Source organism: Enterococcus sp. DIV1283b, from assembly GCF_051710965.1.
In the GTDB taxonomy this organism is placed as follows: Bacteria; Bacillota; Bacilli; order Lactobacillales; family Enterococcaceae; genus Enterococcus_B; species Enterococcus_B lactis.
In genome coordinates this window covers 69,702-85,565 of record NZ_JBIOLR010000003.1, presented here as the reverse complement: position 1 = coordinate 85,565, position 15,864 = coordinate 69,702, and the positions used below count along the sequence as shown (strand labels likewise).

At 34.0% G+C, this 15,864-nt stretch carries 16 protein-coding genes; 3 read left to right on the top strand and 13 right to left on the bottom strand.

Translation table 11 applies throughout. The annotated features are described in order from the left end of the window. Nucleotides 1–182: 182 nt before the first annotated feature. The 4 genes from IGJ53_RS15755 to IGJ53_RS15740 all read right to left on the bottom strand — a co-directional run bounded on the left by IGJ53_RS15755 (nucleotide 183) and on the right by IGJ53_RS15740 (nucleotide 5,388). Nucleotides 183–401, bottom strand: a complete 219-nt coding sequence (locus tag IGJ53_RS15755; RefSeq protein ID WP_201065513.1) for a hypothetical protein — start codon at nucleotides 399–401, stop codon at nucleotides 183–185. Between the two features lie 66 nt (nucleotides 402–467). Further along, the gene (gene ltrA / locus IGJ53_RS15750; RefSeq protein ID WP_438749841.1) at nucleotides 468–2,273 is read right to left on the bottom strand and encodes a group II intron reverse transcriptase/maturase; all 1,806 of its coding nucleotides are present in this window, start codon (nucleotides 2,271–2,273) and stop codon (nucleotides 468–470) included. A 678-nt stretch (nucleotides 2,274–2,951) separates the two neighbouring features. Beyond that, nucleotides 2,952–3,119: a hypothetical protein gene (locus tag IGJ53_RS15745; RefSeq protein ID WP_201065510.1), complete on the bottom strand. Its 168-nt coding sequence runs from the start codon at nucleotides 3,117–3,119 to the stop codon at nucleotides 2,952–2,954. A gap of 910 nt (nucleotides 3,120–4,029) precedes the next feature. Continuing rightward, on the bottom strand, nucleotides 4,030–5,388 hold the full coding sequence (locus IGJ53_RS15740; RefSeq protein ID WP_438750800.1) for a SpaA isopeptide-forming pilin-related protein: 1,359 nt from the start codon (nucleotides 5,386–5,388) through the stop codon (nucleotides 4,030–4,032). A gap of 267 nt (nucleotides 5,389–5,655) precedes the next feature. Here IGJ53_RS15740 and IGJ53_RS15735 point away from each other — a divergent pair, with 267 nt between their 5' ends. Beyond that, nucleotides 5,656–5,943, top strand: coding sequence for a hypothetical protein (locus IGJ53_RS15735; RefSeq protein ID WP_201065552.1), 288 nt, complete (start codon nucleotides 5,656–5,658; stop codon nucleotides 5,941–5,943). Between the two features lie 625 nt (nucleotides 5,944–6,568). Here the strand turns inward: IGJ53_RS15735 and IGJ53_RS15730 are convergent. Together IGJ53_RS15730 and IGJ53_RS15725 are read right to left on the bottom strand one after the other, a co-directional pair. Next, on the bottom strand, nucleotides 6,569–8,356 hold the full coding sequence (locus IGJ53_RS15730; RefSeq protein WP_438750797.1) for a SpaA isopeptide-forming pilin-related protein: 1,788 nt from the start codon (nucleotides 8,354–8,356) through the stop codon (nucleotides 6,569–6,571). A gap of 218 nt (nucleotides 8,357–8,574) precedes the next feature. Then, nucleotides 8,575–9,516 carry a LysM peptidoglycan-binding domain-containing protein gene (locus tag IGJ53_RS15725; RefSeq protein WP_438750795.1) on the bottom strand — a complete coding sequence of 314 codons (942 nt, stop codon included), beginning with the start codon at nucleotides 9,514–9,516 and terminating at the stop codon, nucleotides 8,575–8,577. A gap of 159 nt (nucleotides 9,517–9,675) precedes the next feature. Between IGJ53_RS15725 and IGJ53_RS15720 the strand changes: the two genes are divergently transcribed. Together IGJ53_RS15720 and IGJ53_RS15715 are read left to right on the top strand one after the other, a co-directional pair. After that, the gene (locus IGJ53_RS15720) at nucleotides 9,676–9,915 is read left to right on the top strand and encodes a hypothetical protein (protein WP_201065446.1); all 240 of its coding nucleotides are present in this window, start codon (nucleotides 9,676–9,678) and stop codon (nucleotides 9,913–9,915) included. A gap of 24 nt (nucleotides 9,916–9,939) precedes the next feature. After that, the gene (locus tag IGJ53_RS15715; RefSeq protein ID WP_207189165.1) at nucleotides 9,940–10,404 is read left to right on the top strand and encodes a hypothetical protein; all 465 of its coding nucleotides are present in this window, start codon (nucleotides 9,940–9,942) and stop codon (nucleotides 10,402–10,404) included. A gap of 473 nt (nucleotides 10,405–10,877) precedes the next feature. Here the strand turns inward: IGJ53_RS15715 and IGJ53_RS15710 are convergent, their stop codons facing one another. From IGJ53_RS15710 to IGJ53_RS15680, 7 genes are all read right to left on the bottom strand, one after another. After that, complete coding sequence (locus tag IGJ53_RS15710; RefSeq protein WP_201065443.1) at nucleotides 10,878–11,396, bottom strand: hypothetical protein; 519 nt, start codon at nucleotides 11,394–11,396, stop codon at nucleotides 10,878–10,880. Between the two features lie 51 nt (nucleotides 11,397–11,447). Beyond that, a complete protein-coding gene (locus tag IGJ53_RS15705; protein WP_201065440.1) occupies nucleotides 11,448–11,723 on the bottom strand; it encodes a hypothetical protein in 276 nt (91 codons plus the stop codon). Further along, entirely contained in the window at nucleotides 11,720–11,863 is a 144-nt protein-coding gene (locus tag IGJ53_RS15700) for a hypothetical protein (protein WP_201065438.1), read from the bottom strand. The genes IGJ53_RS15705 and IGJ53_RS15700 overlap by 4 nt, the downstream gene beginning before the upstream one ends. 93 nt (nucleotides 11,864–11,956) lie before the next feature. Beyond that, nucleotides 11,957–12,175, bottom strand: coding sequence for a hypothetical protein (locus IGJ53_RS15695; RefSeq protein WP_201065436.1), 219 nt, complete (start codon nucleotides 12,173–12,175; stop codon nucleotides 11,957–11,959). A 487-nt stretch (nucleotides 12,176–12,662) separates the two neighbouring features. Next, nucleotides 12,663–12,920 carry a hypothetical protein gene (locus tag IGJ53_RS15690; protein ID WP_201065434.1) on the bottom strand — a complete coding sequence of 86 codons (258 nt, stop codon included), beginning with the start codon at nucleotides 12,918–12,920 and terminating at the stop codon, nucleotides 12,663–12,665. Between the two features lie 955 nt (nucleotides 12,921–13,875). Then, a complete protein-coding gene (locus IGJ53_RS15685; RefSeq protein WP_438750791.1) occupies nucleotides 13,876–14,181 on the bottom strand; it encodes a type III secretion system protein PrgN in 306 nt (101 codons plus the stop codon). A gap of 170 nt (nucleotides 14,182–14,351) precedes the next feature. Further along, nucleotides 14,352–15,848, bottom strand: a complete 1,497-nt coding sequence (locus IGJ53_RS15680; RefSeq protein WP_438750788.1) for a primase C-terminal domain-containing protein — start codon at nucleotides 15,846–15,848, stop codon at nucleotides 14,352–14,354. Nucleotides 15,849–15,864: the final 16 nt, after the last annotated feature.

Sequence of the window (15,864 nt, the reverse complement as noted above, 5' to 3'; positions counted from 1 at the left end):
TGAACCCACTAATAATCTGGTAATCGAGGAACATATACTTCTTTTTCTGCAATAAACAAACAATGGATATATCTAAAGAAAATCCATGATAGTTATCCTCCTTCATTCTAATCAAAATATTTCAACAATAAAGTAACTTCACATTTTTTTCAAAAAATTTTTATGATTTACATAGAATCTTTCTATAACATTTGCACTTCTTGATACTGAAGTATGTGTTCTACAGATTTATAGAACTCTACTTCCTTTTTTGTAGCAGGAACTAAATCTAATTTTTTAGTGTCTACATAATCAAGAAACATCAGCTTTTTTAGATCAGTTTCTTTTGGATCAACCAATAGCAATAGGTAAGTCTTTGAAAGTTGTTTATTTTTGCAAATAATAAGCATGTCATTCTCCAACTTTTCCCCTGCTCCACACCGTACGTGAGACTTTCACCTCATACGGCGTTCCAACTAGTTCTTTTATTAGTGAATTTCAGTTAAATTACAGTGTTTACGTAGCTTGTTAATTCTTTCCAATGCTTTTGCATTTGGTTTTACTAAATCCAAGTACATTCCAATCGTTTCCTTTCTAGTCGCATGGATTAATTTGTGTACCCATTCATGTACAATAATTAAATTATCAAACGAGTCATTTTTGCCATACTCCTTTGGAACAATATGATGGCAGTGGGCGGCCTCTGCAGTCAGAAATTGCTTTGTGACTGCACATTTACCTCTCTGCATTGAATACTTGGACAATTTATTGTCGGAATATTCTATGCTCGAACTATTTAGAGCCGAATAACTCATTTTGATTATCTCTGTTTGAATGGTTAGTTTTTGCGCTTTTATCAAGGATAGTCTCCCATTTGGAGTAAAGTTGTTTACTTCAGGTTTAAAGTAACTAAGCTTTTTCCATTTTATTTGGCAAATAGGAAACAAGTACAACCCTTTGATAATAAAAGTTCTCTGAGTTGTGCTGTATAAATTCCTGTATGCTAATGGTGGACTCCTTGGTTTTTCATATTTTCCGAAAGGAAGTAACCGATTATACATTGTTGGTAAGCAGGAATAGTATAGTTCCGCAAAGTCTTTATTTATTAAAGTCGCTTTGCAGTAATAATTTTGAATACCTCGAACAAACGAATTATATTTAATTATATTCGATTTTGCCGGGTTTTCTTGTATCAGTTTTATCCTATTCTTAACTTCTTTTTTCAACCTTTTTAGTGATTTCCTTGAAACTCTTGAGATTGTTTTGTATTTTTCACGGTGTTTTTGCACCCTTAATTCAAAACCTAAGAATTCGGAATATCTTTTCCTAAGATTGGTTATCCTCGATTTTTCCATTGATATTTCAAGTTTTAATTCGTTGTGAATGTACCCACGTACCGCATGGAATATCTTTATGGCGTTGCGAGGACTGTTTGTATATATTTTGAAGTCATCTGCATATCTTACAATATGCATTTCTTTTAATCTGGTTGTTTTTAGAGCTCGATAGAGGTTATTTGCATTCGAGTATCGATATTTACTTTCAAAGTTTTCCCATTGATTGGCGATCCACCAATCTAACGAGTTTAGTACCACGTTCGATAGTAATGGACTTAATATCCCGCCCTGGGGACATCCCTTATACTGGACACCTAATTTGTCAACCGGCGCTTTTAACATTTTAGATATTATCGCTAGGACTCTTTTATCTGTAACACCAATAGTAAAGAGTTGCTTCAACAATTTTGTATGATTAACATTGTCGAAAAATCCTTTTATATCAATATCTATCACGTAATGACAATGGCATCGATGTGCAAGAAGATTACATCTAGCAATGGCATGTTCAGTTGACCTGTTTGGACGAAAGCCATAAGAATGCTTATAGAACTTAGCTTCACAGATTGGTTCAAGAACCTGCTTGAACATCTGTTGAATAATTCTGTCTCTCATTGTAGGGATTCCTAAAGGTCGCATTTTTCCATTAGGTTTTGGTATCTCAACTCGTTTTACAGCTTGTGGTGTATAGGAACTCAGTTCCTTTCTAATATATCCCACAAATTTTTCTGCATTGACGAATTTAAAATTATCAATCGTTAATTCGTCTGTTCCCGCTGTTTTGGACCCCTGATTTGATTTAATCATTCTATAAGCAAGAAGAATATTTTGCTTAGATGTGATTATTTCATACAAATCGATTCCTTTAGTTCTTCCTTCGGTGCTTTTCTTAAACAACCAATCAAAAGTCGATTGCATATTATAGTACTCAATATATTTTAGTTTCTCTGCACTCACCGATGGTTTAATCTCCTATATTGATTATTCCCATCCTCTTACCAGACCCTGTGAGTTTCATTTAACTGTATTCACTTGTCAAAATTCTAGTCTTGGGGCTATCCCTCCACCACTTGTTATCGTGGTTTCTTAGGTACTGTGCCCCTACTCTCGCAAGAACGAAAGAATTTCAGCATTTGCTTTATATCCACCACCCTGATATCAGTCATTATGGGTGTTTCTTGCTTTCCACGTTCCAATTATTCTAGCTGTTCATCTATCTTTAGGTGCTCACTTTAAGCCTGAGTATTACTATAGAATCATTGTCTTCTATCCCGATTTTCATATCTTTGACTTTTACTCGTCGGTGATACTCGTTGCGCACACAACCTTATATTCTTTCGAATACGTCTATTTTTTAGACCCGTACATTCGCGAGTTCGTCAGTTTTCCGTTAAAAACATTCTCACCATAGATAGTTTATAGCGTCCCGGCATATCCTTTACCGTATGAATCAGCTACTTCACTTAGGTATTGTTCTGCCGTCTTCACCTAGCTTCACACCCCGATGTGCTGATACACATTGACGCATGTAGGAGTATTAGACCAGTTGTTTCAGCCAACATGACGGCTTTCATTCCAACTGTTGAATAATTAGTTATCATTAGTCCTTACATGGATTAATGTTCCTATTTCGTGCTACGCACTTATTAGGAAACGTGTCGCACCAAAAAAATAGTAATAATCTTTATAAAATTCCTCACTTTCCTTATCCTTGTATTCATCAGGCAATGGCTGGTTACCAATTGCTTTGTATAGATGATTTGATGATCGCTCTCTGTAATATTCACATTGTACTATCTCCATGAGAAACCTCCTTTTTTTAAGCTATTTTTGGCAAAAATACTCAATTGTTTTCACAATAATCGTGTATTATTCCACATTTAGGATTTCTTGATTCAGGTAGAATAAGAAAGTTTGAAGCGTCTTCTTGTATAAAATAATCGCTTTTTTTCATTTTCTTTGATTGATCAACATGATTTATAGAATTCTTCTTCATTTTGTTAATGTCCAAGTAACATTTTTCATGTATATTTTTGAATCGATTTCTAACTTGTTTCTTCTTATTATAATTGTTCAGAAATTTAGAAAACATTTTTCTCATCCTCCTTGGAAGAGTTACTCACCCATTCTTTTGTCATTACATTGACATTACAATTTGATAATTTGTAATTATCAAAACGAGGTTTTATAAATAATTGTTTTGGTTTACAAATAATCTTCCCCATATGAAAACACATTATCTTTCATCCTTTCTTTTCTATCTATCATTTTGAAAAATCATTCTCATCACTTTCTTGTAAATGAAACATGCTATTAAAAAAACAAGCAATAATAATAACGAATAAAAACCTCTATCTAGCAAATCATAACTAGAATCAAACAAAACATAATAAATCCCATCGTATATTTTGAAAATCACATGCATGAAAAAACACCAAAAAGCTAAACCAAGTAACCAACGAATCAAAAACACCATTATCACCACTTTATCTTTTTAAACATTTCCTATTACGCTCTTTCACAAACTCAAATATTTCCTTATATGAAGTATCAAACACTCTAAAAATAGAGATAGCCAATTTCGGCTATCTCTGTTTTATTTTTTTATTCCTACTTCTAAAAATATATCTAGTTGATCGATTGCAGGAAGTGATATTAGGTTACTGAGTGGTATTACTGGAATTATTACACTCTGTACCTATTGTTTCATAGTCTATTTATATGACTTACGACGAACAAACACTACAACACCAATGGAAAACAGAATAATCAAACCTAATAATATAAGCTTATTATTCAAGATTTCTCCAGTTTTAGGTAATCTTTGTTTTGGAACAACTGGTTTAGTAGGTGTTTTAGCAGTTAATGTTTGTTTAGAGTTATTCAAATCAAAGTGTTTTGCATACTCATTGTTGTGTTCTTTGTCAGTATACGCAATATGGGTCGCAACTAATTTTTCTCCGTCTTTCAACATATTTGCTTTATAATTATAGATCGCTTTGAACTCATATGACATTTCGTCTGCTTTATGTTCTGATTCGTCTGTACCTACTACTGTGACCTTTCCATCCTTATCAATTTTGTAAAATTGTGTTACATAGTAGAATGTTTTTCCAATGTCTTCTTTAGGTACAGTAGCTTTTACTTCATCGATTAATTCATGATCAACCGTTGGATCGAATGTTTTACTACCGTCTCTTGTTAAAAATAGTGTTTCGATTGTTGGCATACCAGGTGTTACTGCTTCTAACGTTTGTTTTTCATTGTTCAAGTCAAAATGACGAGCATACTCGTCTGTATGTTCCTTATCCGAATAAACAATATGTGTCGCAACTATTTTTTCACCATGTTTCAATGTATTAGCTTTATATTCATGCTCTACATTAAAACTAAATACTTCATTTTCTACTTTATGTTGGGATTCTACTGTATCAATTACAGTATCTTTTCCATCTTTATCAATCTTATGGAATTGTGTCACATAATAGAATGTTTTTCCTACATCTAGTTTATCAAATTTATTTTCAACTTTATCAATCAACTTTTGATCCACTGTTGGATTAAAAGTTTGTTCACCTTCTAATGTTGTAAATAAAGTGGTAATTTCCGGAGGTTCAGGAACACGAGCATGTTCGTCTACCAAGAACAATTTACTTAAATGAATGACATTTGAGCCTTCATTAATTTCTTGTTCCGTTTTTGTCACCACTTTTAAAGGTTCTTTAGAGCCTTTTTCAGTAATAGTAAATGTATACTCACGATTTTCTTCATCAAATGAAGAACGGATAGTTAATGGTGTAATTAATTCATACCCCTCTGGTGCTTTTACTTCTTCTAAATCATAGTCACCATATGGTACTCCTTCAAAATTCCAATAACCATCGTAACCATTAGCATCTGTTTCTGTTTTAACAGTACGTGCTTCTCCTTTTGTTGGTTCAATTGGTGTTAGTTTCAACTCAATACCGTTGTAACCACTTTGAGTTGAACCACTCTGAGATTTTACATACTTAAATCCATCAAGAGTAAATTTGATCACATTCTCTTTAGAAATAGATTCTGTTGCAATCACTTGTGTATCTTGATCTTTGTAAGTAACTTCAAATTCACGTTTTGTATTGTCGATTTGATAACCTTCTGGCGCTTTTGTTTATAGCAATAGGTAAGTCTTTGATTGTCTATTATTTGATTTAACAATAATCGTTCGCTCTCCAACTTTTCCCCTGCTCCACACCGTACATGAAACTTTCGCTTCATACGGCGCTCTATCTTTCAATTTTTGTCTTCTATTTCAAGATATTTTATAATAAAAATATCTTGATGTAAGGAGGTGAAAATAATGCTTCCTACACCTAGTGAATTTGCTTCTATGAATATTTTTGAAAAAGGAATAGCTGGATCGAAAGCATTGATCATTAGTATCATTTTGCTTTTTATCGCTTTCCTACTTCTAAAAAATTGTATTCCTAGAATGGCTAATTATATGTCTAGTTGGGCGATTGCAGGAAGTGGTATTGGATTACTGAGTGGTATCGCTGGAATTATTACACTCTCTACCTATATCAATTTTATCCTAGCAACCCTTGTAATAGGCATTTTAATTTTTGCCTTTATAGCAGATTCTTAAAATAGAAGCACCTCGGTCAAACGAGGTGTTTTATTATTGAAAGACTTAGGGCTATCCCTCCACCTTTATTAGAGATTTCTTCAGTACTATGCCCCTACTCTCACGAGAATAAAGGAATTTCAGCTATTTACCTTATATCCACTATTCCGATAACAGTCGTTAATAAATAGTTCTCGCTTTCCACGTTCCAATTATTCTAGCTGTACATCTATCCTTAGGTGCTCACTATAAGCCTGAGTGTTGCTATAGAATCGTTGTTTTCTATCCCGAATTTCATAAGGCAAGAGTTTTACTCTTCGGTGACACTCGTTGCAACCGCAACCTTATGCCTTTTCAAGCACGTCTACTTTTAGACTCGTACATTCGCGAGTTCGTCAGTTTATTTAGAACATTCTCACCATAGATAGTTTTTAGCGTCCCGGCATATCCTTTACCATATGAATGAACTATTTCACTTAGGTATTGTTCTGCCGTCTTCACCTAGCTTCACACCCTTATGTACTGTTATACATAAACGCATGTAGGAGTATTAGACCAACTGTTTCAGTCAACATGACGACTTTCATTCCAGTTGTCGAATAATTAGTTATCACTAATGATTTAAAATTAGTTCTCCCATTTCGTGCTAAGCACTTATAGGGAAACGTGTCGCACCTTGCCAATAATATTTACCTAGTGCCAAATGTTCAACGCTTGCTTGTTGTTCTTCATCAGACAATTCAAATTTCACTTCGTCGCCTTCTAATTTATTTCCTTTAGAAGTAGTTGGTTTAAAGTTATCAGACCATTTCACAGGAGTACCGTCTTCATGGAATAAGCCATATTGCGCACCATCAAATGTTGCACGTCCTTGTGTTTCTGAACCAGTTTCAACGTCTTCTTTCGTTAATACTGTTGATCCAGTTACTTCTTGGTTCGTGCCTTCAGTATTTTTTATAATAACCGCAGTAGTTTGATCTGCATATTCGATTTTTACCTCTACTGGTTTAAATGTATTGGCGAAACCGTTAGAAGCTGTCTTTTCAACTACCCAATAAGTACCTAATTCTAAATCTTTAGCCGTCTCTGCATGACCAGTTTCTTCTGTTGTAATCGTACGAATAACTTCTCCTGTTGGACTATCTTTTCTAACTTCAAAGACATTCCCTGCTAAAGAATAGTTACCATTCCACATATCTTTGCCAGATTCTACACCTGATTTTTCGACAATGATTTGTCCCGTTGCCTTTTTATTACGTTGTGTCAGAGTAATCGTTTGTCCTGCGACAATATCGCCTTCCACTACGTCAGAATCGCCGATTGCAGATCCCAGCACATATGGATTTGGAACAAATACTTCTGTTGCTTTCACATGTACCCCATTCAATGCTTTGATTTTTGGTGATAAGCCATTTTGATCTGTCACCACTTCTGTTTGTGTAGGAATAACAGGGCCTGCAACACTGTTTGGAAGATTACTGTATTCTAATTTGAAACGTGTTCCTGGTACTGGATTTCCTGTTTCTTTATCAATTTTTTTAATTTGAAATTCTCCAAATGTGTTGATTTTAAAGTTAACTACATATTTCCCAGGGTCTTTAATTGAAGCAAGAACAACACGTTGAGATCCTTGTTTCTCCAACGCAATAGGAGTTCCTTCCATATATGAACGCTTATATGAAATTTTCCCACTTTGGACATTTGGATCAGTTGGAGTTACTGTCACAGATTTTCCATCTGAAGCAATAGACCAATTAACCTTTGCTGAATTAGAAACTTGTGTTTCAAATGAATTTAAGTTAACAGAAGATGTTAATGTTTTTGATTGACCATAAGTCAATTCAATTGTCTTTCCATCAAATTCTGGGGATTGATTATATTCAGCAATTTTTTGATATAATAATGATTTTCTTTGCGCATAATTTGGAATACGAGGAATATCATTTACCTTAATACCATAGGGTAGTAACTCCCAAATAACTGACTGTGTTACAATTCGGTCATTTTCATTTGTGTCTCCACAAATACCTAAAATAGGATTGTTCCAGATTGCTGAAGCAACTTGTGCATCGTGTGGAATATCATTGGCACTAACTGCTTGATAACCAGGATTGTTACTAGAAACAAATGGAACACCTGGTTGAACACAAAACGTCATAATGTCAGTGCCACCATCATCTGGTTTTACTGCCATTGGTGCAGTGACATCGCTCCAAGGTTGTCCGTTACGCGTTCCGTACATCATATAGACGTCACTAGTATCATAATAAACATTTCCTGTTTCTCCTGGTTTCATGGTAAATTCATTTGGCACAGCCGCATGAACATTTCCACTTCCAAAACCAATCCCTACCATACTACATACTAAAAAGAATGCCATCATTATAGGATTAGATTGAATAAACTTCTTAAACAAAGAACTTACTTTTTTCACTGAGTAATTCCCTCCTAAAAATTTGATAAAAAAAAAGACACTAAAAAGATTTTTTAGCGTCTTAAAAACAAAATTAAATTAATTTTATATAAACTCTCTCAAATATGATGAATAATACCCATAGAAAGCGTAATAATTCAGTGTCATTATTCTCGTTATCTCCTTAAAAAATAAAAAACCCACAAAAAGATCTTTGTGAGTTTTACTTTACTAATAAATTATTGTTTTACTTCCCAAGACATTACTCCCCATGTTCCACTTACTGGGCAATTATCTGCGTAATTGTCAATCCATGTCGTAGCTTCTGCTTCTGTGTCAAATACATGTTGCCCTTTTTCAATATTATATTGAGGATCTTTTCCGTCGTAAGCATAGTACCAAACAGTATATTTATATTGTACTGGTTTTTCAGGAGTAGTTGGTTGGCTTGGATTTGTTGTGGAACCACCAGTATTTCCTCCACTTGGTTTATTGCTAGGTTGTGAAGGGGTTGTCGTACTTCCACTATTGCCTGGAGTTGAAGGGATTGTTTGTCCTCCACCAGTATTTCCACCTGTTGAACCAGTTTGATTACCATTATTATTTGGTTGACTTGGTTGTGTTGGTGTTTGAGTAGCACCACCATTGTTTTCTGGTGTGCTTGGCGTTGTTGTTCCAGTATTGCCAGTTGTTTGACCACCAGTTTGTGTGTTACCTGCTACTGTGTTATCAATTAAAGGTGTTGTTGTGTTTTGACTTGCTGAATTTGTTGAATTATTGCTTGTTGTTCCTTGTGAAGTTATTGGTTGCCCCACTGGTTTAGTTGAATCTACTTTATCTTGTGGTTGAATCACTGATTGTGCAACTGTTTCTCCTTTGTTATTCTGAACAGTTGCTACATTTCCGTTAAAAATTAGTTTATTGCCTGCATAGATCAAATCTACATTCGCAATTTTGTTCATGTCTGCTAATTTTTGTACAGTAATGTTTGTTGCTTGGCTGATTCCCCACAAATAGTCACCTTCAACAATAGTATAATTGCCATTAGATTTCGCAACATCTGCTTTGATTGCTTCAACTGAACGTGGTGTCCATTCTGCCGCTTCTACTTTCTCGTGAGCTGTTGCTAACGCAACTCCACCAATAGTCGCTCCAATGGCAAATACTCGTAATAATTTCATTCTATATTCCTTCTTTCATTTTTAATATTTATTTGTTTTATTCACAAAAATATAGTATCAAAGTTAACACCTTTTAGTCAACTATATTTTTATATCTTTTTGAATTTTTTCTTGATTTCTGATATATTAAAATTAACACCTATTGAAAGGAGTATTTTCATGTATAATTTGATTGATCAGAAAAAATGGATCGAAGAAAATCTACTTAATAGAAATCAAGCTTCAAAAATAACTGGTCAAAGCCATGCTGCGTTTTCTCGTGCTATTCAATTAGGTCGTATTAAACCTTTTGTTGAAATAGGAGACGAACCTGGGCCTACACTGATTCGCTTATATTTAAAAGACGAAATAGAAACCTATGCAGCAAGTTTACAAGCTAAAAAGCAGAAACAACAATAAGTCGTTTCTGCTTCTATTCATTCATTGAAAAAACAATTTTATTATGGAGATATCTATTATGAAAAAAAATCCCTCATAATTGGACTACTAAGTATCGGATTAACATTTATACTTGTTATTGCTTTTTCTCTGTCTAAGAAAACAGAAACAATTGATCACACAACTGCTAAAACTACTTCTTCGGTTATTAAATCTAATTATCGCTATCCTACATTAGCTAAAGTCAAAGCTTGTCAAGGATCGGATATACAAGTTTTGGGGAAAACCCAAATCGTAACCGTCTTATTTCAGAACAAAAAAATTGCAGTTCTTTCAACAGAGAATGGGAAAGAAATCCAATTACCTATTCAAATTACTGATAAAAAAAATAATTTGTTTGAAATACCTAAGCTACTTTATTCACCAAAAAACTTAAAAATAGGTGAAATCTTTGGTCTTGCTCAAAAAGAACAAAAATATTTCGCTTATCAATTACAGGATAATGATTAATCATTGATGTCGCTTATTTATAATTACTATTACTAAGTAATTATAACAGATTTTTTCTTCAACGTGTATATAGATGTCATAATCGTTGTTTTTGGGATCATAATCGTACAATACTTACGAGGGAAGTTTCCCTCGTAAAATACTAAATAGAAAGAAAAGAAAAGAAAAGAATAAAAATGAACATTAGTCTTCACTAGTAAATAACTAGCAAATCTCAGTTACTTCCCTGCGAAAGTAACTGAAATTTGTTAGTTATTTTTCTATTCACGTGAACGCCACGCTCATTTTCATTCCTTCTCTTTCCATCCTTTTACGAACTTCCAAAAAATGCTCCTTTTCAGTCGTGTCAAGAAATTTATTAATGCTTTCTAACGTTAATAAATCCCCTTAAAATTGCCGACAAATCGCATATTATGACATAACTTTTTAGTCTTTCTTTCAATTCAACGATCAAATGCTGTAGCTTCCTCATGCTATTCAAACAAAATCGTGATAGCTACAATCTCCTCCATCTTATATGATGACCATCCCGCACGATCTTCAACTATCAGCTCGCCACCTAAAGGCATATTTTGCCATTTCTCAATTATTTCTTGACTACTAAATTTCACCGAATCTATTTCATGAAAAAACGAATCTCCACTAGACAAATAAATCGTCATTATTTCTTTCTGTTTTTTGATTGTTTGGTCAGATACTGTTTCTTCTGAATTCACTTCCAAACTCGATTCAACAGTCTCTTGATTCTGATTAGATAGTTTTTTTACTGTTGAAAAAACTTCCCAAATGAATATGACTAACATAACTATCATAGCGAATAAAATCCAACTCATTATTTGTAGTCCTGCATTTAGATCTTCTAGATAAAACCTCTCTCTTAGATAAACAATCACGTTATTTAGCTGATTGTTTATCCTATAAATAATAAACCCAGATACTGCTATACAAAGATAAAGTCCTACAATAAGCCCCAGTATTCTTCTTTTGTTCATTACGATTATCCTCCAAAATTGCTATTTCATTGACTAGCAATAACAGTTGTCTTACGCCATAATCAAATATTGGCGTGACATACCTTCTTCCAATTGGTAATAGACTTTCACTCGTTCAAATAGCTTCAAAAAACCGAGAAAACAACGTTTTTCCTTAGGTGAAAAATTCGCAATATATTGACTTACTAGAAGCTTTCGATCCTTTCTTTTCTTGATCTCAGCTAAAATGTCTTTTTCGAAACGTCGAATCATTTTTTGTTCTTCTTGTAAATTGAAATTCCGACTAAACCCATCGACTAGAGGACAATCATTATAACTTGTTCTCATACAATTCCCTCGTTTCCAGGGAGAATAAGAAATACTAATGGCTCAACTATTTTTTTTGCTAAAATCCATTCATTCGCTTCTGTTTGACTTTGACAAGAAAGATACACATGTCCAGTATCTTTCCCTATAATTTTTACCATAGGCATTTACTCCTTCTCTTAATTCATTTTCTTTTGATCTTCACTTATAATCCATTGGAATTTTTGATTGGTGTCCTCTCTACTTTTTTAAACCTAAGCAGTTCTTAATCTTAGTATTCGGACAACTTGCCCATTTTGAGTAACATAGTTTGGAGGAATCGCCTGACTTCTCGATAATTCTGCCAATAACTGACGATAACGTCTTTCTGACCATTTCTTTCTTCTTTGTTGAAGAGAAATATATTCAGCCATCGAAATTTCCTTACGTTTTCCAGATTCTAAAAAACAAATCAATTGTTGAATTTCTGTCATTTTAGATGCCTCCTGATAAAAAATTTCTCTTGTTTACAAGTAAATCGTAAAGTAATTTAAATAAAAGTTAGTGTTCGTTGTTAGGTAAAACGATAACCTGGCATGTTAGGTAAATGCTCAACCTGTGAACCACAAATCACTCGAAATGTACCAAGTATCAGAAATCCTTCTGCTAACAGATAGTTACCGAGGTAACCCTTACCTGCGCTACTTATTTCTCCGCAACTTGCCCTCACACACTCATCCCAAAGGGTCACTACGCCTTCAGGTACTGTCCTTCAAAACACGACCGTAGATTAGACAGCGAGAATATCTACGACTGGTAAGAAAACATTCGTATCCCCTTCTAAATTTTTTCCACCTCCTCATTTAGAAAACAGACGGTTTTCTTACACCCTTAATTGTGTTCTTTTTATTCAGTTGTCAAGGGTCAAAAGTGTTCACAAGTAAAGAGATTTACTTGCAAACAAGAAAAATCTTTTCGTTCTTACATGTGTTTTGTCTTGTAGGGTTTCTCCAAAAACAAGAGTCCTTCTCGTTTCTTTTTACGCTTCGCAATCACTTGATGATTCACACCCACAACAGTTCGAGTAGAACGGTAAAGCAAAGAAATTGGTCGGATTTGCCTCGTTTGACGATTAATAAACCGTCCGTCTCCTAAATTAGCCCATACACTGTTGTTATAAAGCTTGATCGTAATGGCTTGACGCTTCAGATCCTCTACTGTACAAAATCTTTCAAACATTGCTTAAACTCCTTTAAAAGTGTTAAACTATGATTGTTCAACTTGTTGTCGAACAATATGGAACTCAACAAAAAAAGAGAGAGACTAGCTACTACCTCAAAAGAAGCAATAACAGTCTCTCTCTTTATGTCACAGAATTTTCCTTGTAACAGAAAAATAATATACGCACTATATCTCATAAAACTAGATACACTACTCCATAAAATGGCAATAAAACTAATACAAGTATAAAATACATGATTGTTCATTAACACAAATTTATGATATTATTGTTCATGTTGCAGGAATCCCTGCGGCAAAAAGGAGCAGCACCGTTAAGCTAGAGATAACGGTCGGGGTAGAAATCTATGACCTTAGACAGAGCGCCAACTCTTTCTAAGCGAGATTTCTAAACCACTCCTTTTTTTGTTGGGCTCTACATTGCACAGCAACGCACCATAACAAAAAAAGTGTATTCACTTTTAAATTCATTTTAATTTTAGAATGTCTAAAAATAAAATAGCATATTCATGGATAATCTGCAATAAATTTACTAATTTTGTTGTTTTGTCTATAAAAAAGCTGATAACAGTAGACTTCTCTCCTCCTTTACTCCTAATATTATTATTCATTCATGAATGAATTTAAACAATTGGTCTATTCATCTAACATCATATATTTATTTCCACCTGAAAATCCAACAAGTTAAAAAAACAGAAATATATAATAAATTTATGTCTATTATTTTATTGAAATACTTTAACAGATAGAGATAAACCGAATTATTGTAAAAATCTTTACAACAACAGAATAACAGAAAATTAAAAAGGGAACAATAGTTCGCAAAAGTTTCAAGATTAACGATTATGATCCCAAAACCAACGATTATGAATTAGACTAATTGTTTATTAATAATAAATACAGATAAAACAACAAATTCTATTGTAAAAATTGTAATATATAAAATTATAATAAATTAGTCTAATCTTTTTTTTATTTTTTTTCCTCTTTTAAATCCCACACGTTCACGATAACGATAATATTCATCTTGCAGCTTTAATAGCTCTTCATAGATTTCCCCCATATTACGGCTAGAAGCCAAAGATAAAGCATAAATAAACGACGCAGGCAACGTCTCTACTGAACGCTCCCTCGTTACCCAACTAGCCACAGTTCCCTGATTAAAACCATAAAGTTCACAAAATTGTTCTACAGGCATACCTAAATACCGCAAAATATAAACATTTACCGCATGAGAATACACATACAACTTCATAGACATAAAAACCCCTCCTTCAGATAGCTACACATCATTACATACGTAATAATAGCGCAGACCTAGAAAACTAAATAAAGAGAAAAAGACACCCAAAGATATAACAAAACAGACTAAGAAAACCCCTAGAAGTATCAAAGATATATTGTAAATGGCAATTGGCGTCTTTTATTTTTTCAACCTGTATCGACTTCAAATAGCCTGATTTCTTGGGCTTCTTTCTCAGGTAATAGTTGTTTAACTGTGCTTGTCCATTCATCGATTGTTAGTTTAAATTGCGCAATGATCCCTTGAATAAAGGCTTCTTTTTCTTCTTTCTTTGCTTGAATCAAGCTTGCGACTAACACACGTACAGAAGCAAGTAAAAGCCCGCCACCACGCCCTTTTTTGACATGGTAGAACACTTTGTGTTCTTGCTTTAAGGCACTTAATGCACGATCCAGACTTCTTAATGGCATATTTAATTGTTCCGACAATTCTTTTTTGGACAGTTTCAAATAAGGCATCCGAAGATCACTTTTTGCGCTCAAATAGCGCATGATATCTTCTTGCCATTCATGTTTATGACTATATTCTCGTTGTTCACGTGGTTTCTTGAACTTCCACCAACCACGACGTTGGATAAATAACTCTTTTTCTTGAATGTCTGAAGCGACCCATTCTTGGCATAATTCCAAAACAAAGTCACGATTGGCTGCTTGATAATTGCCAGAATACGCACTTTTTATAATCTTTCGCACTTCACCTTCAGACAACGGCTCATTTAAGCGTTCGTTAAATTCAAACATGTTATACTCACAAGTTTCTTGTCCGTAACCAGAAGAATAATAAGCTAGAGAGAGTGTAAAAATCACGTTATTCCGTCCTAAACGACCTTCTCCACCAATAATGTTTGCTTTACGTAACAATAAATCAAACCACGGTTCATCGACTTGTCGATATTCTTTTTTCTCAGGAAAAACAATCAATTTAGCGTTTCTTTCTGCCTCAAATTTTTGGTTAGACGCCATTTTCATTGACCAGTTCAACCAATCAGAAAAAGAATATTGATTTTCTAGCTCACAAAACACGATATTTTGTTTGTTTGGAAATCGCGCAATGCCAAAATGATTACACCCGACATCGATACCTGATAATTGATTAGCTAATTGTGTCCGAATCGTTGTAGAAATACGTTTTGCCACTTCAATGACCTTGAAATTACTCTTTTTCGTCACATAAGCAGGTGTTTTTAACACAAAGTAAACTTGATAGCCTTGCTCTGATTCTAAAATGAGTGTTGGCATATATCCTAATTCGTCCACACAAGCTAAGAAAATCTCTCCTTGATGATTATTTTTTGAATCAATATCTACGACGAAAGTATTGATTTGACTTAAATTCTTTTCTGAGTGTCCTTTGACAACTGAACGATTTTCGTCCGCATAAGTTCCATATCGATAAACATTTGGTGTCCAATGGGTCAGTTTAGACTCATTTTCTAAAATCGCTTCTTCAGACGTAATAACCATGCCACGCCCTGCATTCATCAATTGTTTACTACGGTACGCAAAGATAGCACCATTCCTGTTAGTATTCTCATACCCAACAGGCTTCATGGTGCTGTTTCGATATTTGTATGTACGAATGCCTTGTTTTAGCAAAGCTCTATAGCATTGATCTAAGTTTTCCATCTTAAAATTTCCTCCG